This window comes from Curtobacterium guangdongense, from assembly GCF_049341845.1.
Taxonomy (GTDB): Bacteria; Actinomycetota; Actinomycetes; order Actinomycetales; family Microbacteriaceae; genus Curtobacterium; species Curtobacterium guangdongense.
In genome coordinates this window covers 178,266-195,252 of record NZ_JBMPIT010000005.1, presented here as the reverse complement: position 1 = coordinate 195,252, position 16,987 = coordinate 178,266, and the positions used below count along the sequence as shown (strand labels likewise).

Genomic DNA, 16,987 nt, shown 5'->3' with positions numbered 1-16,987 from the left:
CGCCTGCGCGTCGGGATCGACTGCCGGTACGTCCGGATCGGCCGGCACGACGGGATCAGCCGCTTCACGGCCGGTGTCGTCGCGCACCTTCCGGACCGCCACGACTACACGCTGCTCGTGAACGACGAACGGCAGCTCGAGTCGCTGCCGGACGACCTGCCGTGGGAGCTGATCCCGGCGCCGACGGACGCCGGTGAGCCGCTCGTCGCCCGTCACGTGAACCGACTCGGACTCGACGCGGTGTTCTCTCCGATGCAGACGATGGGGTCGCGCGGGCGGCGGTACGCCCTCGTGCTGACGCTGCACGACCTGATCTACTACCGGAACCGGACGCCGCCACGGGAGTTCTCGTGGCCGATCCGGCTCGGTTGGCGGGCGTTCCACCTGTCGTGGTGGCCGCAGCGCCTGCTCCTGAACGGCGCCGATGCGGTGGTGACCGTCTCGAGGACGACCGCCGGACTCATCGAATCGCATCGGCTGACGAAGCGACCGGTGACGGTGGCGTACAACGCAGCGGACCCGGCCACCGTGCGACCGGCAGGAGGCGCACGGACGAAGTCGCTGGTCTACATGGGCTCCTTCATGCCGTACAAGAACGTCGAGACGCTCGTCGCGGCGCTCCCGCTCCTCGGTTCGGACTGGACGCTGCACTGCATGTCCCGCGTGTCCGCTGCCGACCGTGCCCGGCTGTCCGCGCTCGCCGGCCCGGACGCGGTCGTCTTCCACGACGGGGCACCGGACGAGGAGTACCTCGACGCGCTCCGGTCGGCGACCGCCCTGGTCACGGCATCGTACGACGAGGGGTTCGGGATCCCGCTGGTCGAGGCGATGGGAGTCGGGACGCCGGTGGCCGTCAGCGACATCCCGATCTTCCGCGAGATCGGTGGGGACGCGGCGGAGTACTTCGACCCGTCGTCGCCTGCTGCGGTCGCTGCGGCGGTGCGCAGACTGGAGGCTCGGTGGGACTCCGCCTCGGCCGCTTCGGTCGTGCAGGCGGCCCGGTTCCGGTGGGAGGACTCCGCCGAGCAGGTCGTCCGGGCGGTCGAGCAGGGGGTCGCGGCGCGCGGCGCTTGAGACCCGGTGCGGGGTGCGAGCGTGCGGGTGGTGCGTGGTGCGTCCCGATCATCGAGTGCGCAGAAATGGCGACCTCGGGGCGGCCGAGGTCTCCGTTTCTGCGCACTCGATCGAGCGCAGGCGAGCATCGGGGGCCCCGCACCGTCGTTCGGGGGCTCCGGGTCACTGCTTCGCGGTGACGACCTGGACGGCGGCGTCGGGGAAGACCCGGTGCACGGCGTCCGTGACCTGCGCCTGGACAGCCGGGACGTCGACACCGGTCGGCGCGGTCTCGACCTCCACGGACTGACCGGCGGGCGTGTCGGAACGTCCTTCGCTCGCGGCCGCCCACACGCACCTGACCTGCTGCACGCCCGCGACCTGCCGGATCGCCCGGGCGAGCTCCAGCCGTTCGTCCGTGCGGGCCTTCGACGGCGAGACCCCGACGTCCACATCGCCCAGGTCGGCGATCGCGTACACGTGGACGCCGCTGCCGCTCGCGTCTGCGACGGCCTCGCTCAGCTGGTCGACGAGCGCGGTCTGCTGGTCCGATGACAGCTCCGTGGACGCGGTGACCGTCGCCGTGACGTCGTAGCTGGCGAAGGACGTCTTCGTGGGTTTCGTGGCGTCGGTCGCGATCACACCGTCGAGCGCGCCGGCGTCCTGGGTCAAGCGCTGGAGGCTGACGTCCGGTCGGGGGAAGATCCCGCCGACGCCGCTCTGGACACTGCCGATGATCATCGAGAGCGCGACGATGATGACCGCGGCCACGACGACCACTCCGGCCAGGAGCAGGGACCACGCGCGGACGCGTTGCGGTGTCGTGCGCACGGGCACGGAGGACGTGTCCGTACCGAAGGCGCGACCGAGGTCGTCGTCGTCCCCGAACCGGTCGCGGTGTCGGCCGGTCGGACCCGGTCCCTCGGTCGTCATGTCATCCCCTCACACGTGTGCTCGGGCCATCGAGTGAAGAGGATGCTAGTCCGCTCGCGGGAGCGGTGCAGCGCGCGGAGACAACGATCGGGCAACGTCCTCCACAGGGCGTGGTCGCCGTGAAGAGTCCACGGATCCGCACATCGGGCAGCCGGGGGCACGCGGCGTTCGGGAGGGTGGAGCCATGTCCGCTCGTCCGCTTCCGCTGCTCCTCCGGAACACCTCGTTCACCGTGCGCGAGGCGCGCCGTCGCGGCGTCTCGAGGTCGCGGATGCGTGGGCGGGACCTCGTCCGTCCCACTCGCTCGCTCCGCGTACCGCGGGTCGTTCCGCTCGACACCGTCGAGCTGCGGGCCCGTGCGTTCAGGCCGCTGCTCGATGCAGAACAGTGGTTCAATCACACCACCGCTGCGGCCTTGTGGGGCCTCGCCCTGCCCGCGCGCCTCCGGGACGAGCCCGTCCTGCACGTGACCGGCGCGAACGGGCGGCAGATGCGTCGGCCAGGTGTCGTCGGCCACAGGACGAGATCGGCTCCGCACGTCGGGACGGCGGCGGGGCTGCCGGCGAGCGATCCGCTCCGGACGTGGCTGGACTGCGCCGCCGTGCTGTCCGTCCGAGAGCTGACCGTGATGGGGGACCAGCTCATCGACGGCTGGTACTCACTGGCGGAGCTGCGGGTCGCTGTCAGCCGCGCCGGTGGCATCAGGGGGATCACCCGTCTGCGTGCGGCGGTCGAGTTGGTCCGGCCGGGCTCCGAGTCCCCGATGGAGAGCGAGTTGCGCCTGGTGCTCGTCGATCACGGGCTGCCCGAACCGGAGTGCAACCTCGATGTGCGCGGCGGCGATGGTCGATTCCTCGGGCGCGTCGACCTTGCCTACCCGGAGATGCGGATCGCGATCGAGTACGAGGGGCGCCACCATCAAGAGGACCGGGCGACGTACCTCCGCGACATCGTCCGACGGGAACGCTTCGAAGCCGAACGGTGGACCTTCGTCCTGGTGACCGACCGAGATCTCGTGGACGAACACCGTCTCGCGGATCGAGTACGACGGCGGCGCGCGCAGCGCTCGTCGAACGGAGCGCACGCGTGAGCTTCCGTCGTTAGGCTGCACCCATGTTCATCACCCTGCTGATCGTGTTCCTGACGATCGTGGCGGTCGGTGTCGTGCTGGGGGTCCAGGCGTCACATCGTGCGCGGTCGTTGCGAGGACTCGAGGACCCGCTCGCTCCCCGGCCCGGCATCGATGCCGATCAGGAGATCCGGACGGCGAACGCCAAGGCCGCGCGGCCGGATGGGGCGACGGGCTTCACCGGCGGCCCGGGCGCCTGAGGGCCCAACCCGGTTGGGCGCTGACCGGCGTCGTCGATCGAGCGCGCAAGAGTGGCGACAGGGTGAGCGGTGCCGACGCCGCTTCTGCGCACTCGATCGGCTGCTGTGGGCCGTGAGCGACGCTACGGTTCGTGAGCGACGCTACGGTTCGTAAGCGACATCGGAAGTGATCGAGTGCGCGGTCGTGGCGACCGGACCACGTCCGACGGCTGCAGATCTGCGCACTCGAATGGTCGCCGCGGATCGGAAGTGATCGAGTGCGCGGTCCTGGCGACGGATTCGGGCGGTTAGTCGGCATTGTTGCGCAGTCGATCCCGTCGCCGCGCCGGGCTCGAGCGCCGCACCGCGCCCCGGCGCCTGCACGGTCGCCCGCCCGCCTCAGCTTCGCTGCTCGAGGGGGTTCTGGTACTCGAAGGAGTACTTGCCCGGCGCGTCCGATGCGTCGTCGATTGGGTCGTCGAACCGGACGAGCTCCGCGTGGAAGCGCTCCGGGTCCCACCGGAACGAGTGGATCGACCCGTTCCGGATCGGCGTGTGGTGCCGATCGGCGGTTCCGGGAGCCGCCGCGTTCACAACGCTCCGGATCACGGCACCGTGCGTTGCCACCACGATGACGCCGCCGTCGTACCGGACCGCGATCTCGGCGAGGGTCTCGGTCGCGCGGGCGAGCAGCGCAGCCCGCGACTCCCGCCCGGGGATGACGTCGTCCGGGTAGCGCTCCAGTACCTCGTCGTCGGTCAGCCCCTCGGCCTCGCCGTAGGACCGCTCGGCGAGCCCCGGGTACGTCGAGGGCGCGGGAAGAGCGAGGTGCGACGCGATGATCGACCCGGTCTCGAACGCCCGGGACAGCGGCGAAGCGACGACGGCGTCGAACGACCTGCGCGCGAGCAGCGATGCCGAGGCTGCTGCCTGCGCCCGTCCGGTGTCGTTCAGCGGGATGTCGGTCGAGCCCTGGATGCGGCGCTGCTTGTTCCAGTCGGTCTCGCCGTGGCGCACGAGGTAGAGGAGGGTCGTCACGACTCGATCATGACAGAGCCAGTCGGGACGCCAGGGCGACCAGCGTCTCCGTGGTGCCGCCGTCGATCTTCTCCGCCGCCCGCCGATCGCTCCGCGTCGCACCACGGTTGACGATCACGACGGGGTGCTTCCGCCGCGCCGCGTGGTCGACGAGCCGGACGCCGGAGTTGACGGTGAGCGAGGACCCGACGACGAGCAGCGCGTCGGCGTCCGCGACGATCGACACGGACTCGGCGAACTTCTCGGTCGGGACGAACTCGCCGAAGAAGACGACGTCGGGCTTGAGCATCCCGCCGCACACGGTGCAGTCGGGCACGACGAAGCGCTCGACGTCGGTGATCTCGACGTCGCCGTCCGGCTGGAGGTGCACCGAGTCGGGGTCGTCGATCCAGGGGTTGAGGGTGTCGAGCACGCCGGCGAGGTCCGCGCGCGCGAACACCTGCCCGCACGTCAGGCACACGGCGCGGTCCATGGAGCCGTGGATCTCGACGACCCGTCGTGACCCGGCACGGAGGTGGAGCCCGTCGACGTTCTGGGTGATGACCCCGGTGACGACGCCGGCCCGTTCGAGCGCGGCCAGGGCGTCGTGCCCGGCGTTCGGCCGTGCAGCGGCGAAGGTCCGCCAGCCGAGGTGCGAACCGGCCCAGTAGCGCTGGCGCTTCGCGGCATCGGCGCGGAACTCCTGGAACGTCATCGGCTTCCGCACGACGCGGCCGCCGCCCCGGTAGTCGGGGATCCCGGAGTCGGTGCTGAGGCCGGCGCCGGAGAGCACGGCGATGCGCTTGCCCGCGAGCAGGTCCACGACCCGGTCGAACTGGGCCGTGTCGGTCGCGTCGCTCGTCGCCATCACGTTCACGGTACCCTCAACAGCCGACCGCCCCCGCGACTTCCCACACCGCCACGCGTCGACGCGAGCAGCGACGCGAGCAGCCGCCACGAACCCGGAACGAGACCAGTGCACCCCGTCCGCATCGACACCATCGACGACCCCCGCCTCGACGACTTCGCCCGACTGACCGACGTCGCGCTCCGTCGGGTGTCCGAGCCGGAGGGCGGCCTCTACATCGCGGAGTCGAACACGGTCATCGAACGCGCCGTCCGCGCCGGCCACGTCCCGCGGAGCATCCTCGTGCAGGAGAAGTGGCTCGACAGCGTGCTGCCGCTCGTCGCGGACCACGACGGCCCGGTGTTCGTCGGCCCGGACGACCTGCTCGAGGACCTCACCGGGTTCCGGATGCACCGTGGCGCGATCGCGGCGATGCACCGCCCGGAGCTGCCGAGCGTCGAGGACGTCGTCCGGGACGCGAAGCTCGTCGTCGTCCTCGAGGACATCGTCGACCACACCAACGTCGGCGCCGTCTTCCGGAGCGTCGCGGGGCTGGGCGCGGACGCCGTGCTGGTGAGTCCGCGATGCGCCGACCCGCTCTACCGCCGCAGCGTCCGGGTCAGCATGGGCACGGTGCTCCAGGTCCCGTGGACACGGATCGGCGACTGGCCGGAGGCGGGGGAGTCGCTCCGCGCCCAGGGCTTCCACCTCGCCGCGATGGCCTTGACGGACCGCTCGGTCGACCTCGACGCCTTCGCCGCTGACGTGCCGGAGCGCGTCGCGCTGGTGATGGGCACCGAGGGGCAGGGGCTCACGTCCGCCGCGATCGCCGCGGCTGACACGACGGTGCGCATCCCGATGCACCACGGCGTCGACTCCCTCAACGTGGCCGCGGCGAGCGCCGTCGGCCTGTGGGCGGTGCGGGCGGCCCAGCGAGCGCGGGGATAGGCCGGGAGGCTCGACCCACCTTCTCCACGTCCCGGCGGTTCCGCAGGTGTCCGGTACCCGGCCCCGGTACCCTCGGTTGTCGTGTCACGTGTCGTCCGCCGCCCCCGTTCCGCCGTCAGGAGGCCGGTGACGATCTCGGTCGTCGCGGTGCTCGTCCTCGCGGTCGGGTACCTCGTCGCCGCAGCGGTCGTGCCGTTCTCCCCGGCGAGCGCCACGACCACCTCGTACGCAGCCCCGACGTCCTCGTTGCCCGCGTTGACGTTCCCGTCGTACGGCGCGACCGCGGTCGAGGCGCCCGGTTTCCCGGAGAGCCTCCGCACGAGCGGCGACACGAAGCAGCGGTCCATCGCGAGCATCTCGAAGGTCGTCACGGCGTTGGTGGTGCTGGACGCCAAGCCCCTGTCGCAGGGGCAGGCGGGCCCGACGATCGCGTTCACGCCGGAGATGGAGGGCCTCTACGCGCAGTACCTCGCCCAGAACGGGGAGGTCGCCCCGATGCCGTCAGGACTCCGGTTGTCGGAGTACCAGACGCTGCAGGTCATGCTCATGAAGTCGGCGAACAACTACGCGGGGTCGCTCGCACTCTGGGCGTTCGGGTCGATGGATGCCTACAAGAAGGCCGCAGCGTCGTGGCTCGACGAGCACGGTCTCGACGAGACGTCCATCCAGGAGCCCACGGGCCTCGACGCGAAGAACGTCTCGACGGCGACGGACCTGGTGGACCTCGGGAAGCTGGCGCTGGCGAACCCCGTGGTGAAGGAGGTCGTCGGCACGAAGCAGGCGACGATCCCGAACGTCGGCGACATCGAGAACTCGAACAAGCTGCTCGGGATCGACGGGGTGGAAGGCATCAAGACCGGCACGCTCGACGAAGCCGGCGCGTGCCTGCTCTTCGCGGCGACGTACCAGCGCGGCGGGAAGGCGGTCACCGTGATCGGCGCGATGCTCGGCGGCCAGGACCACGACGCGCTCGACGCCGACATCCAGCGACTGCTGCACTCGGTGGCGGACAACTTCCACGTGGTCACGCTGACCCATGCCGGGCAGACGTTCGGCACGTACTCGACGCCGTGGAAGGACGAGACCGACGCCGTGACGAAGTCCGCGTCGGAGGTCCTGGTGTGGGGCAAGACGACCGTGACCGCGACGACGAAGCTGGACGCCGTGACGCTCGGCACGAAGGGCGAGCGGATCGGACGGGTACGGTTCACGATCAGCGACCACGACCCGGTGACGGTGCCGCTCGTGCTGGAGCAGGCGATCCCGGACCCGGGCATCTGGTGGCGCTGGACGAACCCGTTCCAGGGCGCCTGACGCGCTCGGGCTCGTCCAGAGCGCCTGGCGCGCTGGGGCCCTTCCAGGGCGCGTGATGCGCTAGGGCGTGTCGCTCCGGTGCTCGACGATCGTCTGGAGCTCCGGGCGCTTCGGGCTGACGCCGTCGCCGGACGAGGTGTGCCGGATGCGCCGCACGACCCACGGCACCAGGTACTCCTTCGCCCAGCCGAGGTCCTCGGCGCGGGCCTCGCGCCAGGGGCGGGCGGCGAGTGGCTCCGGGTTGAAGGGCTCGAGCCCGTGCTCCACCCCGAGGGTGTCGAGGACGGCAGCGGCGATCGTCGCGTGGCCCATGGGGGAGTGGTGCAGTCGGTCGGGCGCCCACATGCGCGGGTCGCGGAGCACCCGGAGCGCCCACATGTCGGCGACGAGCGCCCCGTGCTTGAGTGCGATGGCGTGCAGGTGCTCGTTGTAGATCGCCGCCTTGCCCCGGACGAGCCCGAGCACCGGGGTCATGCCGACGTCGGGGCCGGTGAAGATGACGACGGTCGCGCCGTCGCGTCGCAGGTCGGCGACGGTCTGGTCGAACCGCGAGGCGATCTCGTCGGGGTCCGATCCCGGGCGGATGATGTCGTTGCCGCCGGCGGAGATCGTGATCAGGTCGGGCCCGAGCGCCAGCGCGTCCGACACCTGCTCGTCGATGATCTGCTGGAGCAGCCGTCCGCGGATCGCGAGGTTGGCGTACGCGAAGTCGTCGGTCTGGTGGGCGAGGACCTCGGCGACCCGGTCGGCCCAGCCGCGGAACCCGCCGGGGACGGTGGGGTCTGGATCTCCGAGCCCCTCGGTGAACGAGTCACCGATCGCGACGTACCTGGACCACGGATGACGATCTGACACGCCTCGGAACATAGTCTCGTGCCATGACGAAGGCAAAGCCGACGAAGGCACGGCCGTGGACCGTCCCGGACGACCTCCTCGCCCGGTTGGCGGAGCGGGCACCCCGGTACGACGCCGAGAACGCGTTCTGCTCCGAGGACCTCGACGAACTCCGTGCCGCCGGGTACCTGCGCATCGGTGTGCCGATCGCGGACGGCGGCAGCGGGCTCGGGCTCCGCGCGACCGCTGCGGTGCAGCGGGAGATCGCCCAGGCCGCGCCGGCGACGGCGCTGGCGCTCGGCATGCACCAGGTCTGGGTGCAGGCGGCCCGCAGCGTGTCCGCGCAAGGTGAGTCGTTCCTCCAGTCCGTCACGGACCACGCCGCTGCGGACCGGCTGCTGGCCTTCGGGGTCAGCGAACCCGGGAACGATCGTGTGCTCTTCGACTCGCTGACCGAGGCGTCGCCCGACGGGGAGGGCGGCTACGGGTTCACGGGCACGAAGGTCTCCACGTCGCTGGCGCCCGCGTGGGACGTGCTCAGCGTCTTCGGCAAGGACTCGACGGGCGACGAGCCGCGACTGGTGCACGGGTTCGCCGTCCGTGCCGACGGGGGCATCCGGCACCTCGACGACTGGGACACCCTCGGCATGCGGGCGACGCAGAGCCGGACGACGCTGCTGGAGGGCGTGCACGTGCCCGCCGACCGGATCGTGCGGTCGCTACCGGTGGGGCCGACCGCCGACCCGCTCGTGTTCGGGGTGTTCGCCGCGTTCGAGCTGCTCGTCGCGTCGGTGTACGTGGGGATCGCCACGCGGGCGCTCGACCTCGCGGTGGAGCGGGTCCGCGACCGGCGGGGGATGGACGGGACGCCGCGATCGGACGATCCGGACGTCCGGCGCGCGATCGCGGACATGCGGGGGACGGTCGACGCCGTCGCGCTCCAGGTGGACGCGCTGGCCCGGGACGTGGACGAACTCGAGGACCACGGAGCGCGGTGGTTCCCGCTCCTCGTCGGCACCAAGGCACGTACGGTGGACGCCGCGCAGCACGTCGTCGACGAGGCGATGCGGGTCGTCGGCGGCGGGGCGTACCGGGCCTCGAGCGAACTCGCGCGGCTGGCCAGGGACGTCCGGGCCGGGCAGTACCACCCGTCGTCGCGGGACTCGGCTGCGCGCACGATCGCTACCGAGGTGCTCGGACCCCAGTCGGCAAAGTAGTTCGCATGCGGTACTATTGGTGTTCCCCCCTCAGGAGGCGATGCGCCAGGTGACGAGCACGACGGACGCGACGATCGAACGGACCGACCGCGGCCGCCCCGCACCCACGCACCGGACACCACCGCGGCGTCGCCCCCGCCGCCAGCGCCTGTGGGACCGCCTGCTCGTCCTCGACCCGGGCTTCGTCAAGAGCGAGGGCGCCCTGCGCACCCTGCTGTGCGTTCCCGCCGGCATGGCCGTCGGGTACGCGTTCGCCCTCGTGTTCGGGCTGCCCGCGATCCTCGGGCTGATGATCGGCGCGATGCCGGCGTTCATCACGTGCCTGGTCATCGTCGACCCGAGCGCCGGCCGCGTCGCCGGACGCACCGGTGCCGTCATCGTGCCGTTCGTCGTCGCCCTGGCCGGCAGCATCGCACTGCACCCGTTCCGCATCGTCGAGCTCGTGCTCATCGTCGTGCTGCTCTTCGTGCAGTTCCTGGCGTTCCAGTGGGGGAAGTGGGCGTCCGACGCCGCCGTCGTCGCCTTCTCCGGGTACCTGTGCGGGCTGCTGCTGCCGCTTCCGGAGACCGCGGTGCTGCCGCTGTCCGTCGTCGTCGCCGGGTCCCTCACCACGACGATCGTGGTCCGGACGGTGTTCCTCCGCCCGAACCCGTACCGCTCCCTGATGCGCACCCGGCGCGGCTTCGTGGCGCGCGGGTCGGACGTGCTCGAGGCGGCGACCGCTGCCCTCGCGACCGCCGACGAACCGCGCAGCCGTGCCAGGGCGCTCCGTCGGCTCCGGCACCGGCGTGCGCAGTACCACGAGATCGCACTGACGGTCGACGGCATGCTCGCGGCGAGCGGCATCGACGGCACGGCCGACGAGCTGCACCGCCTCGTGTTCGACACCCACTTCGCGATCGACGAGCTCGGCCGTGCCGCAGCGGCCCTCGTCGAGCAGGGCGCGCCGGAGGACGTCCGGCACGCCGCGCTCCGGGCGTTCACCACGGTGCTCCGGCACGGCGGCAGCGCGGGGGACGACGCCGGCAAGACGCTCGCAGCGCGGTTCGCGATCACGGCGACCGCTGCCGACCAAGGGTCACGCACCACCGTGCTCGTGCAGCGGATGGGCCGGGAGTTCACGGACCTCCGGACGGCCGGGCTCCGCTGGCGGGAGCTGCGCGACGAGCTGCCCCGCGCGGGCGACGGGGTACCGTTCGCGTCCCCGGTGATCCTCGCGGGGGGCCGCCCGGTCGGTGCCGTGCCGGTCGTCGCGGACGAGATCGCGGAGGGGCCGTGGCGTCGGTTCCACATGACGGCGTCGCTCCGGACCGCGGTGCACGCGGCGATCGCCGTCGCGATCACGGAGCCGCTCGCCCTGCTCCTCGACAGCAGCCGCTTCTACTGGGGCGTCATCGGCGTGATGATCGTCCTCGCCGGCACGAACACCACCCCGGAACGCGTCCGCAAGGGCATCCACCGCGGTGTGGGGACGATCGTCGGCGGTGTGGTCGGCATCGGGCTGGTGCACCTCCTCGGCACCGACCACCCGTGGGTCACGATGGTCATCGTCTGCGTGCTCCTCGCCGTCGGCACCTACGGGTTCGGCGGGCTGTACGCGGTCTGGGCAGCATGCCTCGTCGTCGTGCTCTGCCAGGTCTACGACTACTCGGGCACCTTTACCGACGCGCTCATCCCGATGCGCCTCGCCGAGAACCTGCTCGGCGCGACCATTGCGATCCTGGTCAGCCTGGTGGTGCTGCCGCTCGCGACGCGCAGCGTCGTCCGGCGCGCCGTGCGCCGGCAGCTCGTCGCGGTGCGGGCCTTCGTGCTGGCGACCGTGGGGGTGGACGCGGACGAGACCGACGACGGCGACGAGGCGGACGCGACCACGGCGTCCCGATCGGACCGCCTCGACCTGCGCACCCGCTCCCGCGCCGTCGACAACGCGACGTACCAGCTCGAGAGCGTCCTGAAGCCGATGGTGCGATTCCCGACGGGCGGGCCGGCACGCGCCGATGCGCGGATGCGTGCGTCCCTGCAGGCGGCTGCGGCGTTCGCGCGGGAGCTGGCCGGGAGGCCCGGTGCGGCCCCGGCGGTCGTCCCCGACACCCTGCGCGGTGCGGCGGAGGCCCTCGCCGCGTCCGTGGACACGCTGTCGGACCGCGTCGTGGCCGGCCCCGCCGCCACGGACGAGGGGGTCTGGACCCGGATCACCGACCGGATCGAGGACGTGGCGCAGTCACTCCCCGACGGTCCGGAGGGCGACGCCCTGCGGGACCGCGTGCACGCCCTCGGTCGCATCGACGAGTCGCTCGCCCTGCTGGCCGAGCGGGTCGGCATGACGGTCGTCGGCGACGCCTCGGCGCGGATGTCGGCGGTCGATGGCACCATCTCCGTGTGAGCAAGCAGGACGGACGCAACCGCCTCGTCTCCGACCAACCGGTCGCGGACCTGACGGCAACGGTCCTGCACGTCGACATGGACGCGTTCTTCGCGTCGGTGGAACTGCTCGACCGACCGGACCTCCGCGGACTGCCGGTGATCGTCGGGCACGACTCCGACCGCTCGGTGGTCACGGCCGCCACGTACGAAGCCCGCAAGTACGGCGTGAACTCGGCGATGCCGATGGCCGTCGCGAAGCGCCGTTGCCCGAACGCCATCATCGTCGAACCGCACTTCGAGAAGTACCGGGCGAACTCCGCCGCGGTGATGGACGTCTTCGACCGGTTCACCCCCAGGGTCGAACAGCTCGGCATCGACGAGGCCTTCCTCGACGTCGCCGGGGCCGTCCGGATGTACGGCACGCCGTGGGAGATCGGCACGGCGATCCGCCGCGCCGTGTTCGAGGAGACGGGGCTGCACTGCTCGGTCGGTGCCGCGTCGACGAAGTTCGTCGCGAAGCTCGCCTCGAGCCGCGCCAAGCCAGCAGGGCTCCTCGTGGTCCCCGAGGCCGAGACCGTGGCCTTCCTCCACCCGCAGCCGGTGTCCGCGCTGTGGGGTGTCGGCGGCAAGACGCAGGAGATCCTCGAGCGCCGCGGCATCCGCACCGTCGGCGACCTGGCGACCACCCCGCTCGGCTCGCTCGTGTCCGCGCTCGGCCCTGCCGGTGGGCAGCGTCTGCACGACCTGTCCTGGGGGCGTGACCCGCGCGTGGTCGACACGGCCGTCGGCGAGAAGTCGATCGGGCACGAAGTCACCTTCGGCACCGACCTCACCGACCGTGATGTGGTGGCGCGCGAACTCCTGCGCCTGGCGGAGAAGGTCGCCGTCCGGATGCGCCGTGCCGACGTCCAGGCCCGCACGATCGCCCTCAAGGTCCGGTACACCGACTTCACGACGCTGACCCGCTCGCGCACCCTCGCCGAGCCGACCGACGTCGCGCGCCGGATCCACCGCGAAGCCGTCGAGCTGTACGACGTGCTGCACAAGCCCGGCAACCGCATCCGGCTCATCGGGGTCCGCGGTGAGAACCTCGTCCCGACCGCGGCGAGCAACGCGCTGTGGGACGACGACGCGCCGTGGCGTGAGACCGAGACCACCGTCGACGCGGTCACGGCACGCTTCGGCGCCGGCGTGCTCCGACCGGCGTCGCTGGTCCGCGGCACGCCCGAGCAACGACCTCCGCACGCCCGACAGGACATCGGGTGACGGTAGAATCGGGGACAGTGAGCGCAGCGGAGTACGAACACCAGCAGCACGCCGCGGCCGACGGACTCGACACCGAGCGGGCCACGGCGCCGTCGGAGGAACTCGGACGGGCCGAACAGGCTCCGGCCGGATCGGCGCCGGCCGAACTCGCGCCGGCCGAACTGGCCGAGATCGCGGGCAACGCCGCGGCGGAGCACCTCTCGCCGGCCTTCCCGGACCGTGCGGCATGGGGCACCGCGTCGAAGCTCCGTGCCTGGCAGGTCGAAGCGCTCACGAAGTACTTCGAGACCGAGCCGCGCGACTTCCTCGCCGCGGCGACGCCCGGCGCCGGCAAGACCACGTTCGCGCTCCGGCTCGCGACCGAGCTGCTCGCGCGGGGCACCGTCGACCGCATCGTGGTGGTCGCACCGACGGAACACCTGAAGCGCCAGTGGGCGGACGCCGCCGACCGCGTGAACATCCGCATCGACCCGATGTTCAAGAACGGCGACGGCATGTTCGGCCGGCACTACCAGGGCGTCGCCATCACGTACGCCCAGGTCGGCATGAACCCCGAGGTCCACAAGAAGATCACCGAGGGCGGTCGCACGCTCGTGATCCTCGACGAGGTCCACCACGGCGGCGACGCGCTCACCTGGGGCGACGGCATCCGGGAGGCGTTCAGCGGTGCCGCGCGCCGCCTGTCGCTCTCCGGGACGCCGTTCCGCTCGGACACCGCACCGATCCCGTTCGTGCAGTACGCCCCCGACGAGCAGGGCATCCGCACGTCGATCTCCGACTACAACTACGGCTACGGACGCGCCCTGCAGGACGGCGTCGTCCGCCCCGTGCTGTTCATGGCCTACGCCGGCCAGATGCGCTGGAAGACGCGCATGGGAGACGAGATGTCGGCGTCCCTCGGCGAGCAGGTCACGAAGGACATCACGGCGCAGGCATGGCGCACGGCCCTCTCCCCGGAAGGCGAGTGGATGCCGGCCGTGCTGTCGGCGGCCGACAAGCGCCTGACCGAGGTCCGCCGCGGTGTGCCGGACGCCGGTGGCCTGGTCATCGCGACCGACACGACGACCGCTCGTGCGTACGCCAGGATCCTGCAGCAGATCACGGGGGAGCGGCCCACCGTCGTCCTCTCCGACGAAGCTGCGGGATCGAGCCGGATCGGCGCGTTCGCCGCGGACACCTCGCGGTGGATGGTCGCGGTCCGCATGGTGTCCGAAGGTGTCGACGTCCCGCGGCTCTGCGTCGGGGTGTACGCGACCAGCGCGAGCACGCCGCTCTTCTTCGCGCAGGTGATCGGCCGCTTCGTGCGTGCTCGTCGCCGTGGGGAGACGGCGTCGGTGTTCCTGCCGAGCGTCCCCGGGCTGATGGCCCTGGCGGCGACCCTCGAGCTCGAGCGCGACCACGCACTCGATCGCCCGAAGGACGCCGACGACGGGATGTACAACCCCGAAGACGCGATGGTCGCCGAGGCCAACAAGGAGGAACGCGCTTCGGAGAGCCTCCTCGACGTGCAGCCGTTCGAGGCCCTCGACTCGCAGGCGTCGTTCGACCGTGTCCTCTACGACGGCGGCGAGTTCGGCACCGGTGGCGAGATCGGCTCGTTGGAAGAACTCGACTTCATCGGGATCCCGGGGCTCCTCGAACCCGATCAGGTGCGCGACCTGCTGCGTGCGCGGCAGGCCACCCAAGCGAAGCGTTCGAAGGGTCGCGCCGTGAAGGACGGCCAGCCGAAGGCCGCGGCGCCCGAGAACCGGCCGATGTACATGACCCTCAAGGAGCAACGCTCCGAGCTCCAGCGGCTCGTGTCAATTTGGTCCAGGCACTCGAACGAGCCGCACGGCGCCATCCACGCCGAACTCCGGCGGATCAGCGGGGGACCGGCCGTCGCACAGGCGAGCATCGAGCAGATCCAGAAGCGCATCGACCTGCTGCGCTCCCGCATCGGCGGGCGCCGGTGAGCCCGGTGCGCGCGTGATCGTCCCCGTCGACGAGCGGACCTGGCTCGTGAAGCGCACGGCCGAGTCCTCTCCCGAGGCGATCATCGACCGGTTCGGTGGCGGCTACCGTCTCCGTCGCTTCAGCCTCACCGAATCGCGCCGGACCGCCCACGGGGTGTACCTCGGGGTCGACCTCGCCGAGACGGCGTGGTGGCGGTTGCGCGACGGTCGTCGTTGATCTCGACCGGATCTCGGCATTCTGCGCGGCGTACATGACGCGGCAAGGTCAGATCGAGTAGACCGGAGGAATGGCAGACTCCATCCCTCACGTCCTCGTCCTCGGTGGCGGCTCAGCCGGCTACACGACCGTCAAGCAGCTCCAGAAGCACGCCGCGACGGTCCCGATGCGCATCACCCTCGTCGACCAGAACACGTACTACACGTACCTGCCGTTCCTGCCAGAGGTCGCCGGTGGTCACATCGCACCGAAGGACGTCACGGTCGAGCTCCGTCGTGCGCTGCGCAAGACCCGGGTGATCCAGGGCAAGGTCACCGGGATCTCGTCCGCCGACAAGACCGTCTCGATCGCCACGGCCGGTGGTGACGACCGCACGCTCGGCTACGACCAGCTCGTCGTCGCGCTCGGCTCCGTCACCAGGACCTTCCCGACGCCCGGTCTCGAAGAGGTCGGCGTCGGCTTCAAGAGCGTGGAAGAGGCGGCGTACGTCCGGGCGAAGCTGCTCGACAACATCGCGAAGGCCGCGGCGACCCGTGACGAGGACGAGCGTCGCCGACTCCTGACCAGCATCTTCATCGGCGGCGGCTACACCGGCGTCGAGGCGATCGGCGAGCTGTTCGACGTCTCGCAGGCCGCGATCAAGACCTACCCGTCGCTCGCGGGGGAGCAGCCGCGCTGGGTGCTCATCGACGCGCTCGACCGCGTCGCGCCGGAGGTCGGCCCCGAGCTGTCGAAGTGGACCCTCGAGTCCCTTCGTGCCCGCGGCATCGACGTCCGCCTGAAGACCACGATGCCGAGCTGCGAGGGTGGCGTCGTGAAGCTCTCCGACGGCGACGAGTTCGCCACCGGGCTGCTCGTCTGGACCGCCGGCGTGAAGCCGAACCCGCTCCTCGACGCCTCCGACCTGCCGCGCGGGCCGAAGGGGCACCTCGCCGCGAACGCGAAGCTCCAGGTCGAGAACGAGGAGACGCACGAGGTCGTCCCGGGCGTCTGGGGTCTCGGCGACGTCGCGCAGGTCCCCGACCTCACCGCGGACAAGCAGCCGGCGTACTACCCGCCGAACGCGCAGAACGCCGTGCGTCAGGCCGTCGTGGCGGCGGACAACGTGGTCGCGACGATCACGGGCAAGCCGCTCGAGGAGTACCGCCACCCGTCGATCGGGACCGTCGCTTCGTACGGCGTCGGGAAGGGTGCCGCGAACATCAAGGGCATCAAGATGACGAACCTGCTCGCGTGGCTCGCGCACCGGGCGTACCACGTGTACGCGATGCCGACGCTGAACCGCAAGGCGCGCATCGTCATCGGCTGGGTGACCGGTGCGGTCTCCGGTCGTGACGCGACCTCGCTGATCAAGGAGACGGACCCGCGCCGCGCCTTCGTGGACGCGACGAAGTAGCAGGCGACTGCCCGACCGACGGGAGGCCCGGTGCCAGCTGGCACCGGGCCTCCCGTCGGTCTGCTGGTCGCGTCGGTCGTGTCGTCGCGTTGACCCGTCGGCTGCGCGTCCGCGCGCAACGACTGCCGCGGAGAGATGAAACGGGCGCGCAAAAACGAACGGCCCACCCGAAGGTGAGCCGTTCGCCGCGTGTCTCAACACTGCGTGTCCGAGGGGGGACTTGAACCCCCACGCCCTAATACGGGCACTAGCACCTCAAGCTAGCGCGTCTACCAATTCCGCCACCCGGACAGGTGTTCGTTCAGTTGTCGGCCGCTC

At 71.3% G+C, this 16,987-nt stretch carries 15 protein-coding genes and 1 tRNA gene; 11 read left to right on the top strand and 5 right to left on the bottom strand.

Annotated elements, in window-relative coordinates; translation table 11 throughout:
- Positions 1 to 3: 3 nt before the first annotated feature.
- The gene (locus tag ACO0E1_RS09475) at positions 4 to 1,074 is read left to right on the top strand and encodes a glycosyltransferase family 4 protein (protein WP_422874086.1); all 1,071 of its coding nucleotides are present in this window, start codon (positions 4 to 6) and stop codon (positions 1,072 to 1,074) included.
- A gap of 162 nt (positions 1,075 to 1,236) precedes the next feature.
- On the opposite strand, the gene ACO0E1_RS09470 is transcribed toward ACO0E1_RS09475, so the two are convergent.
- On the bottom strand, positions 1,237 to 1,986 hold the full coding sequence (locus tag ACO0E1_RS09470) for a hypothetical protein (RefSeq protein ID WP_422873963.1): 750 nt from the start codon (positions 1,984 to 1,986) through the stop codon (positions 1,237 to 1,239).
- Positions 1,987 to 2,170: 184 nt separating this feature from the next.
- Between ACO0E1_RS09470 and ACO0E1_RS09465 the strand changes: the two genes are divergently transcribed.
- Together ACO0E1_RS09465 and ACO0E1_RS09460 are read left to right on the top strand one after the other, a co-directional pair.
- Positions 2,171 to 3,076, top strand: coding sequence for a hypothetical protein (locus tag ACO0E1_RS09465; RefSeq protein ID WP_422873962.1), 906 nt, complete (start codon positions 2,171 to 2,173; stop codon positions 3,074 to 3,076).
- 23 nt (positions 3,077 to 3,099) lie between these two features.
- Entirely contained in the window at positions 3,100 to 3,315 is a 216-nt protein-coding gene (locus ACO0E1_RS09460; RefSeq protein WP_422873961.1) for a hypothetical protein, read from the top strand.
- 378 nt (positions 3,316 to 3,693) lie between these two features.
- On the opposite strand, the gene ACO0E1_RS09455 is transcribed toward ACO0E1_RS09460, so the two are convergent.
- Positions 3,694 to 4,332, bottom strand: a complete 639-nt coding sequence (locus tag ACO0E1_RS09455) for a histidine phosphatase family protein (RefSeq protein ID WP_422873960.1) — start codon at positions 4,330 to 4,332, stop codon at positions 3,694 to 3,696.
- Between the two features lie 7 nt (positions 4,333 to 4,339).
- On the bottom strand, positions 4,340 to 5,179 hold the full coding sequence (locus ACO0E1_RS09450; RefSeq protein WP_422873959.1) for a Sir2 family NAD-dependent protein deacetylase: 840 nt from the start codon (positions 5,177 to 5,179) through the stop codon (positions 4,340 to 4,342).
- 108 nt (positions 5,180 to 5,287) lie between these two features.
- On the opposite strand from ACO0E1_RS09450, the gene ACO0E1_RS09445 reads away from it, so the two are divergent.
- Positions 5,288 to 6,106 (top strand): TrmH family RNA methyltransferase, encoded by an 819-nt coding sequence (locus ACO0E1_RS09445; protein ID WP_422873958.1) that lies wholly within the window; start codon positions 5,288 to 5,290, stop codon positions 6,104 to 6,106.
- Between the two features lie 81 nt (positions 6,107 to 6,187).
- Complete coding sequence (locus tag ACO0E1_RS09440) at positions 6,188 to 7,420, top strand: D-alanyl-D-alanine carboxypeptidase family protein (RefSeq protein WP_422873957.1); 1,233 nt, start codon at positions 6,188 to 6,190, stop codon at positions 7,418 to 7,420.
- Positions 7,421 to 7,480: 60 nt separating this feature from the next.
- Here ACO0E1_RS09440 and ACO0E1_RS09435 read toward each other — a convergent pair whose 3' ends face one another.
- Complete coding sequence (locus ACO0E1_RS09435) at positions 7,481 to 8,275, bottom strand: SGNH/GDSL hydrolase family protein (RefSeq protein WP_422873956.1); 795 nt, start codon at positions 8,273 to 8,275, stop codon at positions 7,481 to 7,483.
- A 23-nt stretch (positions 8,276 to 8,298) separates the two neighbouring features.
- Between ACO0E1_RS09435 and ACO0E1_RS09430 the strand changes: the two genes are divergently transcribed.
- The 6 genes from ACO0E1_RS09430 (at position 8,299) to ACO0E1_RS09405 (ending at position 16,669) form a co-directional block, all read left to right on the top strand.
- Positions 8,299 to 9,471, top strand: coding sequence for an acyl-CoA dehydrogenase family protein (locus ACO0E1_RS09430; RefSeq protein WP_422873955.1), 1,173 nt, complete (start codon positions 8,299 to 8,301; stop codon positions 9,469 to 9,471).
- A 49-nt stretch (positions 9,472 to 9,520) separates the two neighbouring features.
- A complete protein-coding gene (locus ACO0E1_RS09425) occupies positions 9,521 to 11,854 on the top strand; it encodes an FUSC family protein (protein WP_422873954.1) in 2,334 nt (777 codons plus the stop codon).
- The gene (gene dinB, locus ACO0E1_RS09420) at positions 11,851 to 13,101 is read left to right on the top strand and encodes a DNA polymerase IV (protein WP_422873953.1); all 1,251 of its coding nucleotides are present in this window, start codon (positions 11,851 to 11,853) and stop codon (positions 13,099 to 13,101) included. Before ACO0E1_RS09425 ends, dinB begins: the two co-directional genes overlap by 4 nt.
- Before the next feature lie 161 nt (positions 13,102 to 13,262).
- Positions 13,263 to 15,056, top strand: coding sequence for a DEAD/DEAH box helicase (locus ACO0E1_RS09415; protein WP_422874085.1), 1,794 nt, complete (start codon positions 13,263 to 13,265; stop codon positions 15,054 to 15,056).
- A gap of 13 nt (positions 15,057 to 15,069) precedes the next feature.
- Positions 15,070 to 15,273, top strand: a complete 204-nt coding sequence (locus tag ACO0E1_RS09410) for a hypothetical protein (RefSeq protein WP_422873952.1) — start codon at positions 15,070 to 15,072, stop codon at positions 15,271 to 15,273.
- A gap of 70 nt (positions 15,274 to 15,343) precedes the next feature.
- Positions 15,344 to 16,669, top strand: a complete 1,326-nt coding sequence (locus ACO0E1_RS09405) for an NAD(P)/FAD-dependent oxidoreductase (RefSeq protein WP_402728776.1) — start codon at positions 15,344 to 15,346, stop codon at positions 16,667 to 16,669.
- Positions 16,670 to 16,874: 205 nt separating this feature from the next.
- Here the strand turns inward: ACO0E1_RS09405 and ACO0E1_RS09400 are convergent.
- Positions 16,875 to 16,960 (bottom strand) — tRNA-Leu (locus ACO0E1_RS09400).
- Between the last annotated feature and the right edge of the window lie 27 nt (positions 16,961 to 16,987).

Excerpts from the sequence above, each read along its gene's own strand:
- ACO0E1_RS09470 (WP_422873963.1), bottom strand. The coding sequence starts at position 1,986 with ATGACGACCGAGGGACCGGGTCCGACCGGCCGACACCGCGACCGGTTC.
- ACO0E1_RS09465 (WP_422873962.1), top strand. The coding sequence starts at position 2,171 with ATGTCCGCTCGTCCGCTTCCGCTGCTCCTCCGGAACACCTCGTTCACC.
- ACO0E1_RS09460 (WP_422873961.1), top strand. The coding sequence starts at position 3,100 with ATGTTCATCACCCTGCTGATCGTGTTCCTGACGATCGTGGCGGTCGGT.
- ACO0E1_RS09450 (WP_422873959.1), bottom strand. The coding sequence starts at position 5,179 with ATGGCGACGAGCGACGCGACCGACACGGCCCAGTTCGACCGGGTCGTG.
- ACO0E1_RS09430 (WP_422873955.1), top strand. The coding sequence starts at position 8,299 with ATGACGAAGGCAAAGCCGACGAAGGCACGGCCGTGGACCGTCCCGGAC.
- ACO0E1_RS09405 (WP_402728776.1), top strand. The coding sequence starts at position 15,344 with ATGGCAGACTCCATCCCTCACGTCCTCGTCCTCGGTGGCGGCTCAGCC.